20 protein-coding genes and 1 pseudogene are annotated in these 24,760 nt (G+C 64.6%); 12 read left to right on the forward strand and 9 right to left on the reverse strand.

The annotated features are described in order from the left end of the window. Positions 1-24: 24 nt before the first annotated feature. From QP413_RS05430 to QP413_RS05440, 3 genes are all read right to left on the reverse strand, one after another. Entirely contained in the window at positions 25-1,053 is a 1,029-nt protein-coding gene (locus QP413_RS05430) for an ADP-ribosylglycohydrolase family protein (RefSeq protein WP_284780995.1), read from the reverse strand. 157 nt (positions 1,054-1,210) lie between these two features. Beyond that, positions 1,211-1,474 (reverse strand): 30S ribosomal protein S20, encoded by a 264-nt coding sequence (rpsT, locus tag QP413_RS05435; protein ID WP_012360603.1) that lies wholly within the window; start codon positions 1,472-1,474, stop codon positions 1,211-1,213. Positions 1,475-1,650: 176 nt separating this feature from the next. After that, a complete protein-coding gene (locus tag QP413_RS05440) occupies positions 1,651-2,220 on the reverse strand; it encodes a type II toxin-antitoxin system PemK/MazF family toxin (RefSeq protein ID WP_284780997.1) in 570 nt (189 codons plus the stop codon). 152 nt (positions 2,221-2,372) lie between these two features. Between QP413_RS05440 and lepA the strand changes: the two genes are divergently transcribed. After that, a complete protein-coding gene (gene lepA / locus QP413_RS05445) occupies positions 2,373-4,226 on the forward strand; it encodes a translation elongation factor 4 (protein WP_284780998.1) in 1,854 nt (617 codons plus the stop codon). Between the two features lie 327 nt (positions 4,227-4,553). On the opposite strand, the gene QP413_RS05450 is transcribed toward lepA, so the two are convergent. The 3 genes and pseudogenes from QP413_RS05450 to QP413_RS05460 form a co-directional block, all read right to left on the reverse strand. Beyond that, the gene (locus QP413_RS05450; RefSeq protein WP_246817964.1) at positions 4,554-5,483 is read right to left on the reverse strand and encodes an NADP-dependent oxidoreductase; all 930 of its coding nucleotides are present in this window, start codon (positions 5,481-5,483) and stop codon (positions 4,554-4,556) included. Between the two features lie 21 nt (positions 5,484-5,504). After that, positions 5,505-5,660, reverse strand: a pseudogene (locus tag QP413_RS05455) (bile acid:sodium symporter family protein); the annotation flags it as partial. 124 nt (positions 5,661-5,784) lie between these two features. After that, positions 5,785-6,822 (reverse strand): bile acid:sodium symporter family protein, encoded by a 1,038-nt coding sequence (locus QP413_RS05460; protein WP_284781000.1) that lies wholly within the window; start codon positions 6,820-6,822, stop codon positions 5,785-5,787. A 148-nt stretch (positions 6,823-6,970) separates the two neighbouring features. Between QP413_RS05460 and QP413_RS05465 the strand changes: the two genes are divergently transcribed. The 3 genes from QP413_RS05465 to QP413_RS05475 all read left to right on the forward strand — a co-directional run bounded on the left by QP413_RS05465 (position 6,971) and on the right by QP413_RS05475 (position 9,485). Next, complete coding sequence (locus QP413_RS05465; RefSeq protein ID WP_284781002.1) at positions 6,971-7,600, forward strand: phosphoprotein phosphatase; 630 nt, start codon at positions 6,971-6,973, stop codon at positions 7,598-7,600. Positions 7,601-7,752: 152 nt separating this feature from the next. Continuing rightward, positions 7,753-8,523, forward strand: coding sequence for a hypothetical protein (locus tag QP413_RS05470; protein WP_284781003.1), 771 nt, complete (start codon positions 7,753-7,755; stop codon positions 8,521-8,523). Positions 8,524-8,588: 65 nt separating this feature from the next. Further along, the gene (locus tag QP413_RS05475; RefSeq protein WP_284781005.1) at positions 8,589-9,485 is read left to right on the forward strand and encodes a hypothetical protein; all 897 of its coding nucleotides are present in this window, start codon (positions 8,589-8,591) and stop codon (positions 9,483-9,485) included. Positions 9,486-9,563: 78 nt separating this feature from the next. Here QP413_RS05475 and QP413_RS05480 read toward each other — a convergent pair whose 3' ends face one another. Beyond that, entirely contained in the window at positions 9,564-12,155 is a 2,592-nt protein-coding gene (locus QP413_RS05480) for a DEAD/DEAH box helicase (RefSeq protein ID WP_284781007.1), read from the reverse strand. Between the two features lie 149 nt (positions 12,156-12,304). Here QP413_RS05480 and QP413_RS05485 point away from each other — a divergent pair, with 149 nt between their 5' ends. Both QP413_RS05485 and QP413_RS05490 read left to right on the forward strand, forming a co-directional pair. Beyond that, entirely contained in the window at positions 12,305-13,156 is an 852-nt protein-coding gene (locus QP413_RS05485; RefSeq protein WP_070757628.1) for a 3-hydroxybutyryl-CoA dehydrogenase, read from the forward strand. 77 nt (positions 13,157-13,233) lie between these two features. After that, positions 13,234-13,407: a CsbD family protein gene (locus tag QP413_RS05490; protein WP_012360593.1), complete on the forward strand. Its 174-nt coding sequence runs from the start codon at positions 13,234-13,236 to the stop codon at positions 13,405-13,407. A gap of 136 nt (positions 13,408-13,543) precedes the next feature. Here QP413_RS05490 and QP413_RS05495 read toward each other — a convergent pair whose 3' ends face one another. Further along, complete coding sequence (locus tag QP413_RS05495) at positions 13,544-15,439, reverse strand: ABC transporter ATP-binding protein (protein WP_284781010.1); 1,896 nt, start codon at positions 15,437-15,439, stop codon at positions 13,544-13,546. A 71-nt stretch (positions 15,440-15,510) separates the two neighbouring features. Beyond that, positions 15,511-16,794 carry a MalY/PatB family protein gene (locus QP413_RS05500; RefSeq protein ID WP_284781011.1) on the reverse strand — a complete coding sequence of 428 codons (1,284 nt, stop codon included), beginning with the start codon at positions 16,792-16,794 and terminating at the stop codon, positions 15,511-15,513. A 175-nt stretch (positions 16,795-16,969) separates the two neighbouring features. On the opposite strand from QP413_RS05500, the gene QP413_RS05505 reads away from it, so the two are divergent. The 6 genes from QP413_RS05505 to hemW all read left to right on the forward strand — a co-directional run bounded on the left by QP413_RS05505 (position 16,970) and on the right by hemW (position 24,753). Further along, positions 16,970-17,938, forward strand: a complete 969-nt coding sequence (locus tag QP413_RS05505; protein ID WP_284781012.1) for an ABC transporter substrate-binding protein — start codon at positions 16,970-16,972, stop codon at positions 17,936-17,938. Between the two features lie 67 nt (positions 17,939-18,005). Next, positions 18,006-20,168, forward strand: a complete 2,163-nt coding sequence (locus tag QP413_RS05510) for a M3 family metallopeptidase (protein ID WP_284781014.1) — start codon at positions 18,006-18,008, stop codon at positions 20,166-20,168. 35 nt (positions 20,169-20,203) lie between these two features. Then, positions 20,204-20,491: a hypothetical protein gene (locus QP413_RS05515; protein WP_012360588.1), complete on the forward strand. Its 288-nt coding sequence runs from the start codon at positions 20,204-20,206 to the stop codon at positions 20,489-20,491. A gap of 236 nt (positions 20,492-20,727) precedes the next feature. Next, a complete protein-coding gene (locus QP413_RS05520; protein ID WP_284781033.1) occupies positions 20,728-22,563 on the forward strand; it encodes a long-chain fatty acid--CoA ligase in 1,836 nt (611 codons plus the stop codon). Positions 22,564-22,734: 171 nt separating this feature from the next. Beyond that, positions 22,735-23,481, forward strand: a complete 747-nt coding sequence (locus QP413_RS05525) for a hypothetical protein (RefSeq protein ID WP_284781016.1) — start codon at positions 22,735-22,737, stop codon at positions 23,479-23,481. Between the two features lie 6 nt (positions 23,482-23,487). After that, positions 23,488-24,753, forward strand: coding sequence for a radical SAM family heme chaperone HemW (gene hemW / locus QP413_RS05530; protein ID WP_284781017.1), 1,266 nt, complete (start codon positions 23,488-23,490; stop codon positions 24,751-24,753). Positions 24,754-24,760: the final 7 nt, after the last annotated feature.

Genomic DNA, 24,760 nt, shown 5'->3' on the forward strand with positions numbered 1-24,760 from the left:
CCATAGCCTCCCCCGACCGGGGAACTAGGCGCCGAACCCGGCCCAGACCCCGGAGTGGATCGCCTGATCGTAACGGGACCCGAAGTCATAATCGCGGGTCGCCTCCCAGCGATTATCCCCCAGGTGCGCGCCGATCAGCGCGCCCGTCAGTGCGGCGCGGGAGTTTCGGTTACCCTCCCAGCTCACGGCGACGTGCAGGAAGTCCTGCGGGGCGTAGCGCTCAGCATTGTCCAGATACAGCTGTGCCAGGAGCAGCGCGGAGGCGGTAGCGGAACCCGCGCCCCAGCCACGTCCCAGAATCTTCAGGAACTTGTGGCTATCGCGGTAGAGCTCCTCGAAATCCCCGCTGGCCAGCATGGGGCTGATCACCTTGCGTACCTCGATCACGCGGTTCACCAGCTCGACGAGTGGCACATCCGGTCCCGGCAGGTCCGTGATGAGCGCGTTCTCCAGGTCCTCGATGATGTCCGACTTCTCCTGGTCGGTGAGGATCGTGTCCTCATCGAAGTGCCGGTCGCCCGCCAGCCCGGAGGCCACGTCGAGCAGGTCCGAACCTGGGTCCGCGAGCAGCGCGCACGCCACGACCGCTGCCGCCGCACGTGCCGGGCAGGAGTCGTGGGTCAGCGTGGTCTGCAGCACGCTCCAACCCACGCCGGTGCCGCCCTGGCCGAGGAACGCGGAGGCCGAGGAGCGCAGCACTGCGCCCGACCCAGGGGAGTGGGTGGATACTTTGTCCCACTCCTTGGGGCCGTGTTCGAGCAGGCGATCCAGGGACTCGGTGTTCGACGCGCCCGGGTAGCGCTGGTAGTCCGGGTCCCGGCGGTACGCGATGAACTGGCTGGCGATGGTCTCCATGCCCTCGTCGCGGTCCATGTCGCCCTCGTCGATCGCCCGCATCGCGGCGGTCAGCGCCAGCGTCATCTGCGTGTCGTCGCTGATCTTCAGCTGATCCGGCAGCGGGGTGCTGTCCGACTGGGGCTCGGCGTTATAAGGAAAGCCCCATGCGTCCCCCAACGCGGTGCCGAACAGTGCCGAACGGAAGCGTTCCTTCATAGAACTTGTGGCTCCTTGGATTCTCAAAAAGAGGAGTGCGAAATTGCGGTTTCGCAGGAAAGCAAAAAGGGACCGGAGAACCGATCCCTTCGTACTCTAGTGGAACCCCGCGGCGGAGAAACCCCCGCGCTGCGCGGTCCCCCTGAAACGGCGTACTTTACTTCATGCCGTTCAGGTGTGCGGCCATGCGGGACTTCTTGTTCGCCGCGTTGTTGCGGTGCAGAACGCCCTTGGTGACGGCCTTGTCGTACAGACGAGCAGCAACGCGCATCTGCTTCTCGGCTGCATCCTTGTCGCCGGCCTCCACGAGTGCGTGGAACTTGCGGGACTCGGTGCGCAGGCGGGAGCGGACTGCCTTGTTGCGCTGACGTGCGATCTCGTTGGTGAGAACGCGCTTCTTGGTCTGCTTGATGTTTGCCATGTGCTGGCTACCTCTTCCTTAAAAATCAGTGTTCGTGACAACCATGGTGGCCGAGTGTGTCCAACGACGTTCTCTCACACGATGCCCAAGGTCCTGCGCCGTGCGGTCGGTGGCCCGAATCCCCCATGGGGAACTCGAGGGATTTTAGCAGCTGCTAGGCGCGAAACCTAACCGGCCTAGTGCCAGCCGTAGTCCTCGCGGAGCCGCTGAGCGATGCGGTCGTAGCGCCGCTCCGGCATATGCAGTCCGCGCCGGAGGATCTGCGCCTCAGGGATCTCGAGGATCTTGTCGAGGCGTACCCAGCTCTCGCTGCGGTTCATGTCCCACGCGCCCGGCCCAATCGCAGCCCAATTGTCGTGGTTGCGGTGCTCTTCGTTCGACGAGATCAGCAGGGTCAGCAGCGTGTGGTGGTTGCGTCCGACGATGAGGACGGCCCGTCGCTGGATCTCGGCCCCACGGTTGGGGCGGATATCCGCCCACACCACCTCACCGGGGTCCGCCTGGCCGTCCATGTCTGGCGCATAAATCGTGGCGCGCGCATGAACGCGCGTCGGGGTCTTGACGGTGGGTTCGGGTGGCACGTACCTCACGTTGGCGGATTCCGTGAGCCCCAGCTCGGAGTTCAGTAGCTCGAGCCCCTCGGCCAGGTTCCCGTAGTGCCGGAAGTGCCGGTTGAGCAGTCGGGTGATCCGGCCAGGCCGGTCCTGCTGCTTCGGTTGCGGTGGCGTTCGGTCGAAAAGGGGCATAGCGCTGATCTTATCGCGCCCGGCTGGCGGGGCGTTAGGAACGAGGCGCGACGATAGTGCACAATTCGCGGAACATAGTAGGGTTTGGATAGCGATTTACCCCCGCACCGTGCTGGGGAGAAGTGGCTTGAAGGAGAGTCGAGGAGTACGGCATGAGCGCCAAGCAGAAGAACTACGCCATCGAGACGTTTACGGAGCCCGAGCGGATCCGAAACTTCTGCATCATCGCGCACATCGACCACGGGAAGTCGACGCTGGCGGACCGCATCCTCGACCTCTCCGGCGTCATCGAACACCGCGATATGCGCGACCGCTACCTGGACAACATGGAGTTGGAGCGGGAGCGCGGCATCACCATTAAGGCGCAGAACGTTCGCATCCCGTGGGTGCCGCAGTCCGGCGCACACGAGGGGGAGAAGCTGGTCCTCCAGCTCATTGATACCCCGGGCCACGTGGACTTTACTTACGAGGTCTCCCGCGCCCTCGAGGCGTGTGAAGGCGCGATCCTGCTGGTCGACGCCGCCCAGGGTATTGAGGCCCAGACGCTGGCGAATCTTTACCTCGCGATGGATAAGGACCTGGAGATCATCCCGGTCCTGAACAAGATCGACCTCCCGGCCGCCGACCCGGACAAGTACTCCCAGGAGCTGGCCAACATCATCGGCTGCGAGCCGGATGAAGTCCTGCGCGTCTCGGGCAAGACGGGCGAGGGCGTGCCGGAGCTGCTGGACCGGGTTTGCGAGCTCGTTCCGCACCCGGTGGGTGACCCGGATGCCCCGGCCCGCGCGCTGATCTTCGACTCGGTGTACGACACCTACCGCGGTGTGGTGACCTACGTCCGCATGATGGACGGTCGCCTGAACGACCGCGAGAAGAACAAGATGATGTCCACCGGTACGGAGCACGACACCCTCGAGATCGGTGTCGTCTCCCCGGGTCCGACGAAGACCAAGGGGCTTAGCGTCGGCGAGGTGGGCTACCTCATCACCGGTGTGAAGGACGTCCGCCAGTCCAAGGTCGGCGATACCGTCACCCTGGCGCACAACGGCGCGACCGAGCCGCTGCAGGGCTACGCGGAGCCGAAGCCGATGGTCTACTCGGGTCTGTTCCCGATCTCCGCGGACCAGTACCCGGAGCTGCGCGAGGCCATCGAGAAGCTGCAGCTCAACGACGCCTCCCTGAGCTTCGAGCCGGAGACCTCCGTCGCCCTGGGCTTCGGTTTCCGCTGCGGCTTCCTGGGCCTGCTGCACATGGAGATCACCCGCACCCGCCTGGAGCGGGAGTTCGGCCTGGACCTGATCTCCACTGCCCCGTCCGTGGTCTACCGCGTGATCCAGGAGGACGGTACCGAAACCTTCGTGCGCAACCCGTCCGACTGGCCGGGTGGCAAGCTGCAGGCGGTTTACGAGCCGATGGTGGATATGACGATCATCGTGCCGGAGGCTTTCCTGGGCGGGACCATGGAGCTGTGCCAGTCCAAGCGCGGCCAGATGAAGAACATGGACTTCCTCTCCCAGGATCGCGTGGAGCTGCGCTACCGCATCCCGCTGGGCGAGATCATCTTCGATTTCTTCGATTCCCTGAAGTCTCGCACCAAGGGCTACGCCTCCCTGAACTACGAGGAGGCCGGCGAGGAGCAGGCTGATCTGGTGAAGGTGGATATCCTGCTGCAGGGCGAGCCGGTGGATGCGTTCAGCGCGATCGTGCACCGCGAGAATGCGCACTACTACGGCAATAAGATGGCCGTGAAGCTCAAGGACCTGATCCCGCGCCAGCAGTTTGAGGTGCCGATCCAGGCTGCCATCGGTTCGAAGATCATTGCGCGTGAGAACATCCGCGCGTTGCGCAAGGACGTCCTCGCCAAGTGTTACGGCGGTGACATCTCGCGTAAGCGCAAGCTGCTGGAGAAGCAGAAGGAAGGTAAGAAGCGCATGAAGAACATCGGTACCGTCTCGGTGCCGCAGGAGGCCTTCGTCGCCGCCCTGTCCACCGGGGGCGAGGACTAACTTCCTTCCTTTATGACGACGACCCGGCCGCCAAACTTGGCGTCGCCGGGTCGTTGTGTATTTCAGCTGCTCTGGGTTGTGCGCATGAACCCGTGGGCTCACGCGCCGGGAGGGCAAGCGGGCTTTGTGATCCTTAGCTGCCGAATCCTGCTGTGCAGAGGCGTTGGCGGCACTGCCTGAGTCGGCGGCATCGTTGGAATCTTCAGATCCGCAGGCGCTTAATCCCATCGCGGCGACGGTGAGTAGGACTAGGGCAGGCATGCGCTTCATGAAAATGCCCTTAAGCAAAGCAAAGAGTCGTATTAATGAAGAAGCCTAGCGCTTCCGCTAGTCATTCACAGTGAGAACAACCTTCCCCAGCGCGTGGCCCGACTCGACCTCCTGGTAGCCCTCGGCGGCGGCGCTGAAAGGTAGCTCTCTGCCGATCACCGGGCGCATCGCGCCGTCCGCGACCAAGCGGGCGAGCTCCGCGAAACGCTCTTGGGTGCGGATTCGAGTGATGCCACTGCCACCCAGGCGGGCGGCCAGCTGCTTGTCTGCGGCGCTGCGGATCGCGCCCTCTGGTGCAAGGTGCGCCAGCCCCTCCAAGACCTCGCCGCCGACTAGATCCAGGATGCCGTCCACTGGTGGAACGGTGACGTGGGAACCGGTCTTGCCTAGCTCCGCGGTGTCCATAAACCGCGCCCCCAGGCGCTCTACCAGCGCCTTCTTGCGAGCACTGGCAATGCCGATGACCTCAATGTCGAAATGCCGCGCTAACTGCAGGGCATGCGTGCCCACACCGCCACCTGCGCCGATCACCAGCAGACGGGCGCCCTCATCCGGCCAAGTCTCCAGGTCGTGCAGTTCTGCCAAAGCGTCGTAGGCGGTCCCGGCAGCCGCGGGGAGGCAGGTGGCATCCGTGGCCTCTACACCGCTGGGGATAGCTGCGGTCGAGGTGGCGTCCAAAAGAACAAGAGCATCGCTCGCAGCACCAGTGCCGGAGAAAGCCGAGCCGAAGACGCGATCACCTGGTGAGAAACCGGTAGAAGGGTCGGCCTGCACGACGGTGCCGGCGGCCTCGCGGCCCATGGCCATGGGGAAAGAGACCGGGAAGGAACCCTGGCGCTGGCCATTCCGCACTTTAATGTCGCCGGGGTTCAAGCTGATCGCCGTGGGGCGGATCAGCACGCTGCCGGGCTGCCAGGTGAGGTCGGCGACGTCGAGGAAGCGGGTGACATCGGGGCCGCCGAAGGATTCAAAGCCGAAGATGCGCATGAACCCCATGGTAGGGGTCCGCTAGTTCTTGGCGAAGCGGCGCATGGGGAAAGCGAACAGAGCCCCGGAGATGTTGTGCCAGACCGCGGCGATCGCGCCCGGGATAGCAGCCTCGGGGCTCCAGTACTTGCCCGCCATCGCGGAGGACAGGCCTGCGGATTGGGTGGCGACCTCGATTATGACGACGACCCGGCCGCCAAACTTGGCTTCGCCGGATCGTTGTGTATTGAAGCTGTCTCTGGGTTGTGCGCGTGAACCCGTGGGCTCACGCGCCGGGAGGGTGAGCAAGCTCTGTGAGCTTTTAGTCCGCGACCGGGGTCGGGACCTCCTCTGGGTTTGCCTGCTTGGTTTCCTGGTGGGCGGGCTGTGCGGCGCGCTTGGCGTCGATGCGGCGGGCCAGGAAGGCGAAGATCGCACCGGAGATGTTGTGCCAGACCGCGGCGATCGCGCCCGGGATAGCAGCCTCGGGGCTCCAGTACTTGCCCGCCATCGCGGAGGACAGGCCTGCGGACTGGGTGGCGACCTCGATGGAGGTGGTGCGGGCGACGGCCTGTGGGTAACCGAAGACCTTGGCTGCCAGGAAGCCCAGGCCGTAGCCGATGGCGTTGTGCAGGATCACCGCGATGAGGGTGAGCAGGCCGACCTGGGCGAGGGTGTCGGAGGACTTCGCGACAGCGGGGAAGACCACTCCACCGATGGCGATGATGGACAGCCACGGCAGGATCGGCAGCAGCGCGGTGACGAAGCGGTCGAAGATCACGCGGATGACCAGGCCGCCGACGACGGGCAGCAGCACCGTCTGGACCAGGGACCAGGCCATGTTCGCGCCGTCGACCGGGGTCTCCTCACCGGCGAGCAGCAGCATGATGATCGGGGTGGCGATGGGGGACAGGATCGTCGACACGGAAGTCATGGCGACGGAGAGGGCGACGTCGCCCTTCGCGAGGTAGGCGACCACGTTGGAGGTGGTGCCGCCGGGGACGGAGCCCAGCATCAGCAGGCCGATGGCGAGCATCGGGTTGAGCCCCAGCAGCTTGGCGACCGCGACCGCGCCCAGCGGCATGATGATGAACTGGGCGACGACGCCGATGAAGATCGGCCAGGGGCGGCGCAGGATCTCCTTGAAGTCCGGCAGGGTCAGCGTGAGCCCCATGCACAGCATGATGATGGCGATCATCGTGGAGACGTGCGGGGCCAGCGGGGTGAAGGTGCCCGGGGAGAAGAAGGCCAGGGCAGAGCCAGCCAAGATGAACGCCGGGAAAGCGAAGACGGCGATACGTGCCGAGCGCTCTTCGGCGTCCACGGTGGTGGTGTTCGTGGGGTTGTCGTGCTGTGTCATAAACCCACTATATGGGATTAAGTTCCCAAAGTGTGAAACGGAGTGGTTTTGTGCTGAGTATGGCTAAGCTGGAGCGAAAGTGTTCAACAGAGCGCGGCCGTCAGCCCGGCGGGCGCAGCGCGCGTGAGGATTATGGGAGGTGTGCGCGATGTTGACCGGCGGAGAAGCATCCACGACCTGGTTCACGAGCGATCTGCATCTTGGGCACCCCTTGGTGTCCGGCATTAGGGGTTTCGGCGAGGACGAGGCCGGTGTCGCCCGGCACGACGCCACACTGCTAGGCAACCTTCGCGAAGCCCTGCAAGAGGGGGACCACCTGTGGATCCTCGGGGATATCTCCAGCGGCTGGGAACCGCAAGAAGAGGCAGCACTCGACAAGATCCAGGCGGCACTGAAGGCGGATGACATGCCGCGGGTCTACCTCCACCTGGTGAGCGGAAACCACGACTCGACCCATCCGCTGCACACGCACGCCTACCTGCGCCAGCCCCGCTTCCTGGAGGTCTTCGACTCCGTGCAGTCGATGCAAAACCTCCTCTGGGAGGGACACACGGTGTGGCTCAACCATTTCCCGCGCCCCGGTCAGGACCATATCCCGGGTGGTTCCCGCCACGATGAGCTGCGCCTGGACGTGCCCTGGATGCTGCACGGCCACCTTCACTCGCCGACCCCCATCACCGGGGCCGGCCAGGTCGATGTGGGCGTGGACCCCTGGGGGCTGAAGCCGGTGGTCAAGGAGGAGCTCATGGAAACCCTCATGGCCTCCGGGCGGGCCTAAGTGCCGAGATTTCCAAGCCCTGTGCTGAACAAAATTGGCTGGGCTGCGTTGCTCTGAGAGGGCTCTAAGGTAGGGTTAATCCGAAAACCTCGTGCCCTCAGCTGCATTTCTGCTGCTTCGGGCACCCCTGGACGTTGAAAGGTGGGAAGACAGTGAAGTTCAATATCCGCACTGCCGCGACACCGGCACGCTCGCTCGCTGCCGTACTCCTCGGTGCGGGCCTCACTGTCTCGGCCGTCGCGGGCCCGGTTAGTGCAACGAACGCGGCGAAGCAGGAAGCGCTCGCTGCATGGCCAGCGACGTCCGAAGATCTGGGCAAGTACATCACCAACGTGCCAGCCGAGACGACGATGGCCGTCGTCACCCCGAAGGGGATCGCGAAGACCGGCAACGCCGACGAACCGCGCCCCGGCCTGTCCGTGATGAAGATGTATATCGCGGACTACGTCCTGAAGTCCGGGGATAAGTCCGGCCGGGACTGGTACCTCACGCAGAAGATGCTGCGCATCTCCGACGACGATGCCGCTAATCAGCTCTATAAGAAGTACCCGGAGGCCATCACCAAAACCGCCCAGCGCTATGGCCTGTGGAGCACCGTGGCGGGGGATAAGTGGGGCACCTCGCTGACGAGCGCGACGGACGCCGCGGTCTTCCTCGATAATCTGCGCAAGCACACCCCCAACTCCCCGGTGTTGTTCTGGATGGGCACGGCGGCCCCCGTGGCCAGCGACGGCACCCGCCAAAACTGGGGTACCGCGCAGCTGCCGGGCGCCGAAGGCACCAAGTGGGGCTGGTCCGATTATGGCCAGACCGCGGTGAGCTCCGCCAGCTACGGCGCGAATTACACCGCCGCCGCCTTCACCTGGGGTGGGCCTGCCAAGCAGACGGAAGATGTGAAGTCCGCCCGCCCACACTCCTGGTAGTCGCTTAAGTCACCTAGACTGGTTCCTCAAGAAAAGGGTTCTTCCCTTGAAGGAGGAAACAGACTGTGAGCAATAACCGCGACAACGGAAACGGCCGTCCCAATTGGGATTTTGAGGACGACGACGCCGAGACCTCATTCTTCCCCCGCGTCAATGACGGGGGCTTTGACCAGGCCGGCGACGGTTTCGACGGAAACGATGATGCAACGCGCATTATTCGCCCACAGGGTGGGGCGGATCAGGACGCGACGGGGCAGTTCGACACTCAATACCTTCCGGACGGGGCAGCGGGCACCTCGGGCTATGGGGCCGCGCAGTACCCGCCGCACGGGGCGGCAGGGCAGCCGGACTACCAGAACGGGCAGCCTCCTCAGTATCGCCACAATCAGCCGCAGTACCAGCAGGGCCCACCACCGGGCTACGGTGCCGGCTACCCCGGACCGCAAGGGCCAGGCCCACAGCAGGGCTATCAGCAGCCGCCGAATGGCTACCCGCCGCGCCAGCCACAGCAGCACGGCAACCCCCAGTTCAGCGGCGGAGCCCAAGGGCAGAATGGCCAGGGCAAGCGGCGCACCCCAGTGGGGACCATCCTGGGAATCCTGCTGGTCATCGCCCTGCTGATCGGCGGGTTCATGTGGTGGAATAACCGCTCCGACGAGTCGGCGGACGACAAGACCTCGAGCTCGACGACCACAACCACCACCGTCACCACCGAGCCGAGCACCGAAGCGCCGGAGACGCAGGAGCCGAGTCGCGGCCCCAGCCTGGATGATCTGCGCAATCGCCTCGGCGGCCGCGACAACCAGGACTCGGGTACGCAGCAGCCGGGCGGGGATCCTAACCCAGCACCGGAGGGGAATAACCCGGGCAATGGCACTGGCGGCATTCAGCTGCCCGACACCGACCAGCTCGAACAGGACCTGCGCAATCGCGCCGACGAGCTGATCAACCAGCTGGGCTAACACCCAGCGCCAGCCCGCGGGCTGTTGCTGTGCGCCCGCCGACGCAGGCTTGAGAAGTTGAACCAGGCCTAGGGCGACCTAGAGGGTCGGGGTTTCACCCCGGAGTTCCTTGATCCGCTCCTTCTCGGCGGCGAGCACCTCGCTCATGACCTGCTGGTCAGTGATATCCATGGCCTCCGGATTCTGCTGGGCGGCCACCGAGTCCCGGGCATAGGAATCGAACAGTTCCCGCTTAGTTGCCAGCAGCAGATGCAGTTGCTCCTCCACGGAATCCGGAGTGAGCAGCCGGTGTACCTCCACGGGGTTGATCTGGCCCATGCGGTGGGCGCGTGCGATGGCCTGCGCCTCGACCGCCGGATTGAGCTGCGGCTCGATGAGAACCACGTGGTTCGCCGCCTGGATATTGAGCCCTTCGCTGGCGGCATTGATCTGAGCGACGAGCACCGCGCCAGGCTCAGCTGCCGTGAAATCATCCACTGCCTGCTGGCGTTCCTGGTGGCTCACCCCGCCCGCGATCGGGCCGAATGCCCGGTCGCCGAGGCTACCCATGAGGTGATCGAGCACGCCGCGGAAGTACGTGAACACGATCGTCTTATCGTCGTCCAGACCATCGGTGAGCAGCTCGGCGAAGCGTTCCATCTTCGCCGACCCCGGCCCGCTGAAGCTCTGCCGCATCTGCATGAAGTTGCCCGCTTCGACGGCCTCGTTGTACTTCTCGCGGTCCGACTCCCGCGCCTCGATCCATTCCTCCGTTTCGGTCAGCGGGGGCAGCTCGGCGAGGACGTCGCTCTGGTTGCGGCGCAGGTAGCGGCGCGCGACGACCTTGCGGAACTCACGAGCGCTCCTGCGTGCCTTTTCGAGCTTGGGCTCGAGCTCTGGGTCGAGGTAGCCCAGCAGCGTCTCCATCTCCGACACCCGGTTTTCCAGCGGGGTGCCGGAAAGGTAGGTAACGACGTCCGTCCGTGCGGTGAGTTGCTGCACTCCCTGGGCTTGCTTGGACTTGGGGTTCTTTGCCCGGTGCGCCTCGTCGACGACGAGCGCGCCGAATTTAAGGTCTCCGGTCATGATTGTGGAGTCCCCGCGCACCTCGGGGAACCCCACGATGGCGACCCCGCCCCGGTTGCTGAAGGTCTCGTAGGTGGCATCTTTGTAAGGCCCGGCGATGAGGTGGGGTTCAAGATCCGTGAACTTTTTGATCTCTCGTTCCCAGTTGATGCGCAGGCTGGGTGGGCAGATCACCACAAAGTGCTTCTCGCCGCGGGTGGCGAGGTGGGCGAACACCGCAAGAGCCTGCATGGTTTTGCCCAGGCCCATCTCATCGCCGATCAGGACCTTGCGCTGGGCAAGCGCGTACCTCGCCCCGAAGTCCTGGTAGCCGCGCAGGCTCGCGTGCAGCACGCCACGGAGAGTGATCTCCTCGATGGACTTGGCGATGTCCTCCGGCACGGCGGTGGCGGATTTGTCGTCGCCGAAGGCGTGGAACTCCGCCGCGCGGATGGCGTAGAGATTCCACGCCTGCTCTGCAGACAGCGGGGTGCCTCTGGCCGGAATCCTCGTCAGCTCTGCCTGCGTGATCAGGCGCGGACCATCGGCCGGGCGGGCCAGCGCGAATTCGCTGACGCCCTGCGCGTAGGCATCGAAGCCTTCCGGCAGTGCCAGGAATGGTCCTTCGAGCTGGGTTTCGCGTCGCTGCTCGCGGAACTGGAGCAGCTCAGCCAGTGCCCGGACGTAGGCGGTGGAGGGGCCCTTATCCCGGTAGTCGATCACCGCGGGCTGGTCCGCACGCATTTCGGCGGCGTAGCGCTTCGCCGCGGCGATGGCCTGCCGAGCGGTCTGTTCCCCCACGCCGTCGTATCGGGTGAGGTCACTGACGGTGGCGGCCTCGATGTCCAGCAGATTCAGGTGTTGCAGGGGGCCTAAGCGCAGGGACGTCGATGGCGTGAGTTGGTCGAGGATCTGGATGTCGGTCTGCCTTAGCTCCGCGTCCGCGAGCTTGGTCTTCAGGGATCGCTGCTGGCTCTCGACTTCGGCCAACAGTGATTTCTCGGTGGCGTCGACTTCCGCCAGCCGCGCGAGTGCTTGCCGGTGGACATCGATATCCTCGGGCTGGTGCCAGTGCACCTCCCATCCGGTGAGCTTTTCCAGTTCGGAGGTGATCGCCGGGCGCATTGTCGCGAGATCGATACCCAAGAACTGGCCGCGATCCGTGGAACCCAGGGCAGCATCCACACCGGTTAGCACGGAGTGCACCGTGGCGCTGTCGATGGCAGCGTACATGTGGTACGTGTCGATCTGAGCCTGCGGACGGGAACGGAACAGGCGGCGCAGGCCCCGGTACTCGGCGAGCTTCTTCAGCTCAGGACGCTGCGCTTCAAGCTCGTCGCGGCTCGGGATCGCGCCGACGGTCTGCAGCGAGGAGTTGAGCTCGTTCCAGGGAATGCTCGGGGCTTGGCCTGGTGCGAGGGTTCGCAGGAAGGCGGCCGTGCTGAGATTCTGGCCAAAGCCGAAGAGGCGGGCGGAGTTCTCGGAACAAAGAGTGGGGGCGGGGCCGCCCTCGCGGAGCCGGTTGACCCGCTGCGTGGTGGCCTCCCAGTGGAAACGCACGTCGATGAGCCCGTCGATGAGCGAATCGATGCGTTGGACCGTGACTTCTTGGCCGTCGATATTCACGCCGAACATCCTATCAACGCCCGTGTCGGCAGACCGGGCGAAATGAGGCGAGGGGAGTGGCGACGGAGAGGGGGAAAATGACGGCGAAATGTAGCCTGCGTCACTATGCTGGAAAATATAACTATCTACCGACAAAACGGAGGTTTCACATGGTGCAGCGAGTAGGCATCGTCGGAGCAGGGCTCATGGGAGCTGGAATCGCAGAGGTTGCTGCGAAGTCTGGCGCGGACGTCCTCGTCTGGGAGCTGAAGCAGGAGGCCGTCGACGCCGGCCAGGCGCGCATCGAGAAGTCCCTGGATAAGGCGGTGGAGCGCGGGAAGCTCTCCGCAGAGGACCGGGACGCCACCCTGTCCCGTCTGAGCTACACCACCAACCTGGAGGACTTCGCGGACCGCGAGATGGTCATGGAGGCCATCGTCGAGAACGAGAAGATCAAGAAGGACGTCTTCGCGCAGCTCGACGAGATCGTCGAAGACAAGACCGCCCCGCTGTGCTCCAACACCTCGTCGCTGCCGATCCAAACCATCGCCTCGGCGACGAAGAACCCGGAGCGCGTGCTCGGCCTGCACTTCTTCAACCCGGTTCCGGTTCTGCCTCTCGTGGAGGTCATCCCGGCGCTGACCACCTCTGAGGAAGCCGTGGAGAAGGCGCAGACCTTCGCGACCGAGAAGATGGGCAAGACCGCCATCCGTGCGAAGGACCGTTCCGGCTTCATCGTGAACTTCCTGCTGGTGCCGTACATGCTCTCCGCGATCCGCATGGTGGAGCAGGGCGTGGCCACCGCAGAAGACATCGACACCGGCATGAAGCTGGGCGCCGCGCACCCGATGGGCCCGCTGACCCTGGCCGACATGGTTGGTCTCGACACTTGTGCCTTCATCGCGGACGTCATGTTCGAGGAGTTCGGCGACCCGACCTACTCCTGCCCGCCGCTGCTGCGCCGCATGGTGCAGGCCGGCCACTTCGGCCGCAAGTCCGGCAAGGGCTTCTACGAGTACTAAAAACTATCTCCGCCGCCCGCGGTTTTTCTGTATCGTGGGAGGGGCAACGGAACATTCCAACTTCTAGGAGGAAGCACATGTCTATCGACGACATCAAGGGCAAGGCAAAGGAAGCTTTCGGCGACGCAACGGGCGACGAGTCCACCAAGGCTGAGGGCAAGATCGATCAGGCTAAGTCCGATCTGCAGGACAAGGCTAACGAGGTCAAGGACAAGGCTGCTGAGGTCTTCAACGACGCGACCGACAAGTAAAGAATTATCCCTCGTTTAAGCCCCTGGGCATAAGCCCCGGCGCTTAGGCTGAAAATTTTTGAGGCTCCCAGCCGGTTTTCCGGTGGGAGCCTTTCTTGTTGCCACGTTGCCTGAGTTCCTCGGCCAGCCCGGGGGCTTAGCCCTCCGCGGGCTCCTCCTCCGGCTCGCCCTCCCAGAAACCGAAGCGCTTCAACCGCTCGCGGTCAGCAGCCGAGGTCGAGCCCGTGAGCTTCAGCAGTTCGGAGTAGATACCCCCGGAGGTCGCCAGCTCCGAGGGGGAGCCAACCTCGTCGACGCGGCCCTCGTCCAGGGTGACGATGGTGTCCACGTTTGCGATCGTCGACAGCCGGTGGGCAATCACGAGTGTGGTGCGCCCTTCCATCAGTTGTTCCAGGCCCGCCTGGACCACGCGCTCTGCCTTGGTATCCAGCGCGGAGGTGGCCTCATCCAATACCAGCACGGGGGCGTCCTTCAGCATCGCTCGGGCTACCGCGATGCGCTGCTTCTGGCCGCCGGACAGCCGCAGGCCCCGTTCTCCGATGACCGTGTCGTAGCCGTCGGTGAAGCCCACGATGAACTCGTGCGCATTCGCACGCTTGGCGGCATCCTCGATATCTGCCTGGCTGGCATACGGGGTGGCGTAGGCGATGTTCTCGCGGATCGTGCCGGAGAACAGCGCCGGCTCCTGGAAGACCACGCCCACCGAGGAACGTAGCTCCGCGCTGCTCAACGTCGAGACGTCCTCACCGCAGACGGTGAGCGTCCCAGCGGTGGGCTGGTACAGGCCCAGCAGGAGGTTCACCAGGGTGGATTTACCGCCGCCGGACTCACCGACCAGCGCCACCGTCTGGCCCCGCTGCGCGCTGAAACTCACATCGTGAATGACGGGCTCGCCGGGCAGGTACTCGAAATCCACGTCCCGGAACTCGAAGACCGGCCCCGACTGCGGGGCTGAAAGCTGCGGGACGAGAGCAGCGTTCACATCCTCCTGGTCGACGAGCATGCTGCCGCCTGGGCGAGAGGCTTGCTGCAAGGCGGGTGCTGTTGTTGGCTCCTCCAGCTCCTCCATCGCTTCGAAGTATTCGCGGGAACCGGCGGCGGCGCGCTGGGCGGTGTCCACCAGCCAGCTCATCATGCTGGCCGGCTGGCGGGCCATGACCACAAGCTGCAGGAGCAGGACCATGTCGCCGATGGTGAAGCGCCCGCTGATCGTCTGCCAGAACAGGGTGAGGTAGATGGCGAAGAAGATGATGTTCATCCCGCCCATGCGGAGGGTGTCCATCATGTGCCAGTAACGGGACTGCACGCGGGTGATCTGCACGGTCTCGTCGAAGTGCTTCTGGAAGATGCGCAGCTCGCGCAGCTCCGTGACGAAGGACTTGACTACCTTCACCTGGCCGATGACCTCGGCGAACCGGCCCTGGGCGGTGTCAATGTGCTCGTTTTTCTCCTTCTCCCAGACGATCCACTTTCGGCTCGTTAGCGCGGTGAGCCACAGATACATCGGGAAGATCACGGCCAGCAGCAGGGCCAGTGGCCAGTAGTAGATCGCGGTGATCACCAGGATCATCGCCACCGTCAGCAGCATGGAGAAGAAGTTATTGGCGAAGGACTGCAGGAACTGGGTGAGCCCCAGGATCGAGCGGTCCAATCGCGAGATGATGGTGCCCGTGACCTGCTTGTCGTAGTAGCTCTGAGGCAGGCTGAGCAGTTTCGCAAAGTAGCGGTTGGAGAGGATCTGCCGCATCCGGGTGGCCATCACGTCACCGAACCAGCCGCCGATATTGCGAACCAGGTTACTGGCCAGTTCCACGCCGAGCAGGGCCACGGCCAGCCAGATCACGGTCTGCAGCGCGGTGTCGCGGGAGAGCTCGCCTTGCACCGAGGCCACGATCGTGTCGGTGGCGTTTTTCACCAGGAATGGTGCGGCCAGCGCCAGGCCGGCGGTGAGGATGCTCGAGATCATCACGATCACGTAGAAGGGCATGAGCTCCTTCGTGGATCGCAGGATCCTGCCGAAAGCGGCAATCATGTACTCGCTTGCTCCTTCGTTGGGCTAGAGGTTTACCAACCAAGAAGCCTAGCGAAGAGGGCAGACAGGCTTTAGGCGCGCTCTCCAAAGCCTGCCGCGGCGATGCGGTCCAGCGCCTCGGTGAGGATCTCCCGAGACGTCGCAAAATTGATCCGCACGTGCCCGTCACCGCCGGCACCGTAGATGGCTCCGGTGTTGAAGGCCACCTTCGCCCGCTTAAAGATCTGCTCCGCTGGGTCCGGGGGTGTTTCGCTGTTCCCGTCCGTCGCCGTATAAATCCCGGGGACGTCGCGGACGTCCACCCACAGCAGGTAGGTCCCCTCCGGTCGGTGGAATGTTGCGCCGGGCAGGACCTCGGGCAGGCGGCGTTCGATCAGGTCGAGGTTGCCGCTGAGGTAGTCGATCTGTTCCTCCAGCCAGCCGGACTCGTCGCTGTAGGCGGCGGTCGCGGCGGCGATCCCGATGGTGGATGCCTCCCCGGTGCGCAGCTTGTGCACTCCTGCCATGATCTCGCGGTCGCGCGGGGAGCTCAGGATCATCTGGGCGCATCGCAGGCCAGCCGTGTTCCACCCCTTCGACGTGGCGGTGACCGTGATGGTGTTCTCCGCCGCGATCTCGCTGATCGAGGCGGCCGGGGTGTGCTGGTGTCCCGGATAGATAATGGGGGCGTGGATCTCGTCGGAGATGACCCGCACGTTGTACTTCGCCGCCAGCTCGACGACGTCGCGCAGTTCCTCCTCGCTGAACACCCGGCCGAGCGGATTATAGGGACTGCACAAGATCAGCGACCCGGCCGGCGCGGCTGGGTTTCCTTCTTCCGCCGGTCCGTTGTTTCCCGCTTCCTTTCCGACGACGACGCGCCCGCGTGTGCTTGCGGTGCCGGATGCGAAGACCTCTTCCAGGGCCGCGAGGTCGAACCTGCCCTCCGGGGTCAGAGCCACTTCGATCGCGGGCCGGCCGGTGACGTCGGGGATCTCGAAGAAGGGGTTATAGGCGGGAACTGGCAGCACGATCGCGGAGCCAGCGGGGGTGAGCTCTTCGACGGCAATCGTCACACCCTTAACCACGTCGGGGACGGTACGAACCCAGTCGGGGGAGAAGCTCCAGCCGAACCGGCGCTCGTAGAATGCAGCGAGTGCTTCTCGCAGCTCCACGTCGTCGGCGGAGTAGCCGAAATATTCGCGGTCCACGCAGTCCTGGATGGCGCGGGCGACGGCGGGGCAGGTATGGAAGTCAGATTCCGCGACCCACATGGGGATGACGTCATCGGGGTAGCCGCGCCACTTCTTCGTACCGCGGCGGCGCAGTTCCGCCAGGGTGGGCAATTCGAGTGTGCTGGAGTTGTGGCTAGTCATGGGCAACAGTGTACGCGCCCGGACGGGGGTATAGACAACACTGTCTATGTTGCGACTTTGAGTGCTTAACTAGGATCGAGTATCGATTGAACGCCAGAGCGACAGGCGGGTTGGCTGTCGATGGGACTGTCGCGCTCCGGCTGAGGTCCCCCGTGAGTGACGAAGGAAGGTCAACATGAAGAATAAAACGCTGCGGATCGGCGCAGGCATCGTCGGCGTGACCCTGGCGGCAGGCCTTGTCGCGTGCTCGGAGGAGGACACCGCTGCCCAGGGTGGGCGCACGATCGACAACTGCGGCATGGAGATCTCGATCGAGGAAAAGCCGGAGCGCATCGTCACCCTGCGCCAGGCCACCACCGAAAACCTCTTCGAGCTGGGCCAGAAGGACAAGATGGTCGGCACCAGCTCGCTGCGCGACAAGGTCCAGCCGAAATGGCAGGAGGCTTATGACAACATTCCCGTGCTGAACAAGACAGTCGCGACGGCGGAGCAGGTGCTCGACGTGGACCCGGATTTCATCGTCGCTACCCAGCGCGGCAGCTTCGTCGAAAGCCTCACCGGCACCCGTGAGTTCTGGGCGGATAACGGGGTGCGCACCTTCGTCTCGAACACGGACTGCCCGGAGGATGGCACGACCGGCTTCGAGAATCTCCAAAAGGACTACGAGCAACTGGGCGAAATTCTCGGCGCGGAAGAAGAAGCCAAGAAGCTCATCGACCGGACCCAGGAGGCCGTCGATAACGCAGATGTGAAGTCCGGCAAGTCACTCGCCTTCCTCTTCAACATCAACGACGCCGCCCCGTGGGTCGACGGCCGCTACGGAATCTCCAACGACATCGCGAAGCTCACTGGTTCGACCAACGTCTTCGAGGACCTCAAGGAGGCCCGCAACGAAGTCAGCTGGGAGGCCTTCGCCGAGAAAGACCCGGACTACATCGTCGTCGCCGACATCTCCGGCCGCGGACTGCCGATGGATACCGCGCAGGAGAAGATCGACGAGCTCAAGCGCGAGCCCGCGACCAAGAACATGAAGGCGGTGCGCGAGAACAAGTTCATCGTCGTCCCGGGCGTTGGCCTGGACCCGTCGGTGCGCTCCCTCGAGCCGCTGGAGATCATCGCCAAGGAAGTATCCAAGGACGACTAGCTCCTAGCCTTGCTGCCTGCCCACCGGCCCCACGGCCGTGTCTGGGCGGGTCGCTACACTGGAGCGCATGTTAGATTTCGACACGCCTTCCAGCCTTCCCTACGAGCTGCCGGACTTCGCCAAAGTCGAGGTCAGCGAACTCGTTCCGGCCTTCTTCACCGCGGTGGATGATCACGCCGCGGAGATCGCGGCCATCGCGGCGAACCCCGAGGAGCCGACGTGGGAGAACACCGTGGAGGCCCTCGAGGCCTCTGGGCGGATGCTCGACCGCGTGCTCGCGGTGATCTTCAATTACGCCGGCACGATGGCCACCCCGGAGATCCGCGACGTGGAAGAGGCGGTCTCCCCGCCACTGGCGAAGCACTTCTCCGAGCTCTACCTCAACGAGGCACTGTGGGAGCGCATCAAGCGGGTCGATGAAAACACTCAGATCGAGGAGGGCAGCGAGGAGGCCGCGCTCATGGCCTACTGGCGCCGCAAGTTCCGCCGGGGCGGGGCAGAACTCGCCCCGGAACAGCGAGACGAGCTCAAGCAGATCGACGAGCGCCTCGCCGAGCTATCCACCCGCTTCGGCCGTGTCCTACAGGAGCAGACCGAGGCCTCCGCCGTGCTGATTACCGAGGAGGCGGAGCTCGCCGGTCTCAGCGAGGCCACCCGCGAGGTGCTGGCCACCGATGCGAAGGAAGCCGGCAAGCAGGGCTGGCTCATCCGGCTCGGCCTGCCCAGCGTGCAACCCATCCTGGAGTCCCTCGAAAACCCGGAGGTTCGCCGCCGGGTCTACGAGGCCTCCCTACAACGGGCCGGTACTGCCAATGATGAGACCCTCAAGGAGATCGCCCGCCTGCGCGCCCGCCGCGCAGCGCTTCTGGGCTACGCCTCCCACGCGGACTTCGTGGCAGAGGAGGAAACCGCCGGCTCCGTCGATGCCGTCAAGGGGCTGCTGAACCAGGTCATTCCCGCCGCGGTGGGCAATGCCCACGGTGAGTACAAGCGACTGCTGGACAAGCAGGCCGTCTCCGCTGGCGAGGAAAATCCAGAGCTCACGGGCGCGGATTGGGCCTACTGGTCCGCCCAGCTCAAGCAGGAAGAGCTCTCGGTGGACGAGGAGGAGCTGCGCAGCTACTTCCCCCTGGACCAGGTGCTCATCGACGGCGCCTTTTACGCCGCCCAGCGCCTCTATGGCATCGAGGTTGTCCGCCGCGAGGACCTCGAGGGCTACCACCCGGAAGCCCTGGTCTGGGAGGTCCGCGAGGGTGCGGACAGCAGCTACCCGGGAGTGGCCCCTGGGGAGGGCATCGGGCTGATAATCACCGATATGTACGCCCGCCCGACCAAGCGGGGAGGTGCGTGGATGAGCAGCTTTGTGGATCAGTCCGATCTGCTGGGCACCAAGCCGGTGGTCGTCAACGTCCTCAATATCGCCAAGCCGGCCGAGCTCGCGCCGGGCGAGGTGGGACGAGCGCTGCTCAGCCTCGATGAGGTGGCCACGGTCTTCCATGAGTTCGGCCACGCCCTGCACGGGTTGCTCTCCGAGGTTCGCTACCCGAGCCTGTCCGGCACCTCCGTACCACGCGACTTCGTGGAGTTCCCCTCCCAGATCAATGAGAACTGGGCACTGCAGCCGGAGATCCTGGCTAACTACGCCAAGCACGTGGATACCGGCGAGGTGCTGCCCGCCGAGCTGGTCGCCGCCGTCCAGAAGCAGGCGCAGTGGGGCGAAGGTTTCGCTACCACCGAGTACGTCGCCGCCTGCGTGGTGGACCTGGCCTGGCACCAACTCACCGAGGACGAAGCGGCCCAGGTGACGGACATCGCCGCCTTCGAGCGCCACGCGCTCGAGGAGGCTGGCATCGATATCGCGGATAAGATCGCCCCCCGCTACCGCTCCGCCTACTTCAACCACATCTTCGCTGGTGGCTATTCGGCGGACTACTGGTCTTACCTCTGGGCTGAGGTCCTGGACGCCGATGGTTTCCAGGCCTTCGTTGACACCGGAGCCGCCCGGGAGGCGTCGTTGGATGCTGACGATGCGGCGAAGACCGGCGGTGCCGAAGCTGAAGAGATCGATCTGGACGACGTCCGCTTCGCTGGGGAGCGCTTCCGCCGCATGATCCTCTCGCGCGGTGCGACCATCGACTACGAGGATGCATTCTGGATGTTCCGTGGCCGTCAGCGCAGCGTCGAACCGCTGCTGCGCCGCCGTGGTCTGGCCGGCGCGGTTACCGGCTAAGCGCGCGCAACGAGTAGATTCGCGGTAGTGAGAACATGAATTGGCTGATCAACGCCTCGGTATGGATCCAGGCTCCGGTGGTGGTGGCGTTCCTGCTCGCCTTCGCCGGGGGCGTATCCTGGCTGCTCAATAAGGTGCTCTGGGGGATCATTCCCCGAAGCGCCGAGGAGGCGGAGGTGCTGGGGCCAGAGAGCGTGAAGCTGCTGGCAGCACAGGTTGAAAAACCTGCGACCCCGGGGCGTGCCCAACGGTCCTCGGGTTCTCAGCCAGAGCGTGGCGCCGGTGCAGATGCCGGGCGCTGCGGTGAACAGGAGAGTGTTTAGGAAACCATGAAGCACCATTCGAAGGTTCGGCAGGCCCTTGCCCTGCTGCTCGTGCTCCTTCTCGTGGCGTGGCTCGCGGCTAACGTCCTCTAAGGTCTTTGCCCCTCGGTGGTGGGGGAGGCCCGCAACGATGCGCGACTCGGGGAAATCTGCGTTTTAGTGACCTGCACCACTTATGTGTGTTTTTATAGCTGTAGCGAAATCTATTACTGAGCTACGGTCCATAAAGGAGAATGATGAGGACGGAATACACCTCAGAACCGCTGTATACCATCGGCGAGAACGAGACGATTCTGACCGCGCTGCGTGACCTGCAGAAAGATCACCCGAGCGTGGTCGTCTTCAGTCGTCCGAAGAACTTCGACTGGGAGGATGTCACCACCACTCAGTTCCTCGACGAGGTCTATGCCGTCGCCCGCGGCCTCATCGCCAATGGGGTGAAGGCTAAGGACCGCGTCGTCATCATGTCGGAAACCCGCTACGAGTGGTCGCTGCTTGACCTGGCGATCCAGGCGGCGGGCGCGATCTCCGTGCCGATCTACCCGTCCTCCTCGACCTCCCAGTGCGCCTGGATCGTGCAGGACTCCGGCGCCAGCTTCGCCGTAGGCGAGACCCAAGAACACTGCGAGCGTCTCGAAAACTTCATCCCCGAGGACGGCACTGTTACCGAGAAGGAACCGCTGACCCGCGTGCTGGGCATCAACCGCGGCGCCGTCGACATCCTCATCAACGACGGTCGCGACAAGAAGATCTCCCAGGACGAGGTTGAGGCCCGCATCGCCGACGTGCGTACCTCCGATGTCTGCTCCATCGTCTACACCTCCGGCACCACCGGCCGACCGAAGGGCTGCAAGGTGCTGCACTCCAACTGGCTCAGCGAGGCCCGCGGCCTGGCAACCCACCCGATCGGCCGCCTGGGTATGCCGGGCAAGAGTGCGGTGACCTTCCTTCCGCTGGCGCACGTGCTCTCCCGCGCGGTGTCCTACCTGCTGCTCACGACCGGCTGCACCCAGACCCACTGGTCGGACTTCGGCACTCTGGTCACCGAGTTCCAGCGCTCCAATCCGAACATGGTCCTGGGCGTGCCACGCGTCTTCGAGAAGGTCCACGCGGGTGTGCGTGCTAAGGCCTCCGATGGATCCAAGATCGGCGAGAAGCTCTTCGAGCGCGCCGAGAAGATCGCCGTGGAGTACTCCAAGGCGCTGGACACCCCACAGGGCCCGAACCTTGCCCTGAAGACCAGCCACGCCATCTTCGACAAGCTGATCTACTCCAAGGTTCGTGAGGCCATGGGTGGGGAGCTGGAGTACGCCATCTCTGGCGGCTCGGCACTCAACACGGAGCTCATGCACTTCTTCCGCGGCGTCGGCGTGTACATCTACGAGGGCTACGGGCTGACCGAATCCACCGCCGCCATCACCGTGAACTTCGAGCCGGATAACATCATCGGCACCGTGGGCCGCCCCGTTGGCGGTAACACCGTCCGCATCGCCGAGGACGGTGAGATCCTGCTCAAGGGCGACGTCATCTTCGGCGGCTACTGGAACAACGAGGAGGCCACCAAGGAGGCCTTCGACGAGGATGGTTTCTACGCCACCGGTGACCTGGGCGCCCTGCTGCCGACCGGCCACCTGCGCATCACCGGCCGCAAGAAGGAAATCCTCGTCACCGCTGGCGGTAAGAATGTCTCCCCGGGTCCGCTGGAGGACATCCTGCGTTCCGCCCCGCTGATCTCCCAGGCCATGGTCGTGGGTGATGATCAGAAGTTCATCGGCGCCCTGATCTCCCTGGATGAGGCCGCAGTGGAGAGCTGGAAGGCCCGCAACGGCATCTCCGCCGGCACCTCGATCCGTGATCTGGCGAAGAACCCGAACCTGCGCGGCGAGATTCAGGACGCGATCAACGAGGCCAATCAGTCGGTCTCCCACGCGGAGGGCATCAAGAAGTTCCGCATCGTCCACCGCGACTTCGAGGAGGAGCGTGGCGAGGTGACTCCGTCAATGAAGCTCAAGCGTTTCATGGTGGAGAAGAATTTCGCCGACGATATTGCCTGGATCTACTCCGAGAAGTAGCTGCCCGTCCCCGTGACGCCGTCCCACTGGGTGGCGCCAGGGGCCGAAAGCTCACATAAATCCCCGGACACGGCCAAGCCTCCCGGACGTACCCGCATCACTCACATAATGTGATGCGGGTACAGCCTTTTATGCGCCGCCCTACAGGGAAACGGAAGCTGGGAAGGCGAAGTGTCGGATGTCGTGGACGAAGTAAAAAAGGGAGGTCACGTGCACTACGATGCGTCGCTGCGCGTGCGCGACCTCACCCAGAATATCTACGACATCGGCGATGAAATCGCCGAGCACATCGAGCACATCGCCCAGGCCATCGCGGATTGGGACGGCGAGCTGGTCGAGGACTGCTTGCTTGAATTCACCTCTGTCGTCCGCCAGGGCCGCAAGGAGGTCCGCCCGGGGCTCGCGGAGCTCAACGGCCTACGCCAGGCGTTCGTATCCGGAGTGCGCAGCGGAGAGATGTCCAATACTTTCCACCACCCCGGACGCACCCTGTCCTTCCTGCGCAAAGGCGCACCCACACCGCCGCACGAGAGCAATCAGGCCGCGACGGGGGTGACGTCCTCATCGCAGGGCGCTGACGACGGAGCCCGGCCGCAGATGGCAACGACCGCCCGCTGGCGGCTGTGGCTGCGCGAGCGCAACGAGGAAATCATCGGCGAGCTGGCGGAGCTCTCCGAGTGGGTCGTCCAGCAGACCGACCTGGCCATCAACGCGCAGGCCGTTCTCCTGCCGCAGGTCTTCAACGAGGCCGAGAAGCGCACCCGGGGGATCGTGGCGCACTGGCAGGAGGGTGTGGCCAAGCAGCCAGCCGTGGCACAAGCCATGCGCGGGGAGGCCCCACCGCAGTTCCTCGCCGAGCGGGCTCGCATCGAGCAGCTCATCGCAAAGCTGACGAAGCGGCGCGGCCGGGTAGTGTAGCTGGGCATGACCAGCGGGCTGTATATCCACGTGCCGTTCTGCGCTTCGCGCTGCGGTTATTGCGACTTCAACACCTATACCCCCGCGGAGCTGGCCGCCGATCCCGCCAGCATGGGGTCCGCGCAGGGGCGCACCCCGGCCGGCTATCTCGACGCGCTCGAGGTGGAACTCGAGCTGGCGGCAGCGGCCTGGGACCGGCGGGGGCTCTACGAGGGGGAATCCGACCCCGGGGTGAGCACCGTCTTCTTCGGCGGCGGCACCCCTTCCATGCTGGGTGCTGAGGGGCTGGTGCGCGCCCTCAACGCGGTGCGCCGCACCGTTGGCCTGGCCCCGGACGCGGAGGTCACCACAGAGGCCAACCCGGAGTCCACGAGCCCGGAATTTTTCACCCGCCTCCGCGAGGCAGGCTTCAACCGGATCTCCCTTGGCATGCAGTCGGCGGCTGGACACGTCCTGAAGCTCCTGGAGCGCCAGCACACGCCTGGCCGCCCGGAACAGGCGGTGGCGGAAGCCAAGGCCGCGGGCTTTGAGCACGTGAACCTGGACCTGATCTACGGCACGCCCACCGAGCGCGACGAGGATCTGGCCCGCAGCTTGGATGCCGTCATCGAGGCGGACGTGGACCATGTTTCCGCTTATTCCCTCATCGTCGAGGACGGCACCGCGATGGCCCGCAAGGTCCGGCGCGGGGAGCTGCCGGCACCCGATGAGGACGTCTACGCCGACCGTTACCGCATGATTGACGAGCGTCTCGTCGAGGCGGGTTTCCAGTGGTATGAGGTCTCCAACTGGGCCAAGCCGGGCGGGGAGTGCGAGCACAACCTCATCTACTGGCGGGATGGTCAGTGGTGGGGCGCGGGCCCAGGGGCCCACGGTTGCGTGCGGCTGCGTGAGGATGCGGCGGCGCAGTACCTACCGGTTGAAGCAGCGGAGCGCACGGGCGCGGAGGATTTCTCTGGCATCACGCGCCTGGTCAACGCCAAGTACCCTGCGCGCTACTGGGAGGCCCTCATTCAGCGCCATGACCTGCCCGCGGTGACCTTCGAACCACTGAGTCAAGCAGACCTGACTACCGAGCACCTGATGCTGGGCCTGCGACTGCGAGAGGGGGTCGCACTTGCTGGGCTGGCGGGAACCGAGGCGGAAATCGAGCGCTACCAGCACCTGGGCCTGCTCGAGGTCGATGCGCGCGCACAACGTCTGCGGGTCACGGAGCAGGGCCGCTACCTGGTGGACGGCATCGTGACCGACCTACTGCTCGCCATGGAGTGATCATGGA

The organism is Corynebacterium sp. UMB4614, from assembly GCF_030217065.1.
Classification (GTDB): Bacteria; Actinomycetota; Actinomycetes; order Mycobacteriales; family Mycobacteriaceae; genus Corynebacterium.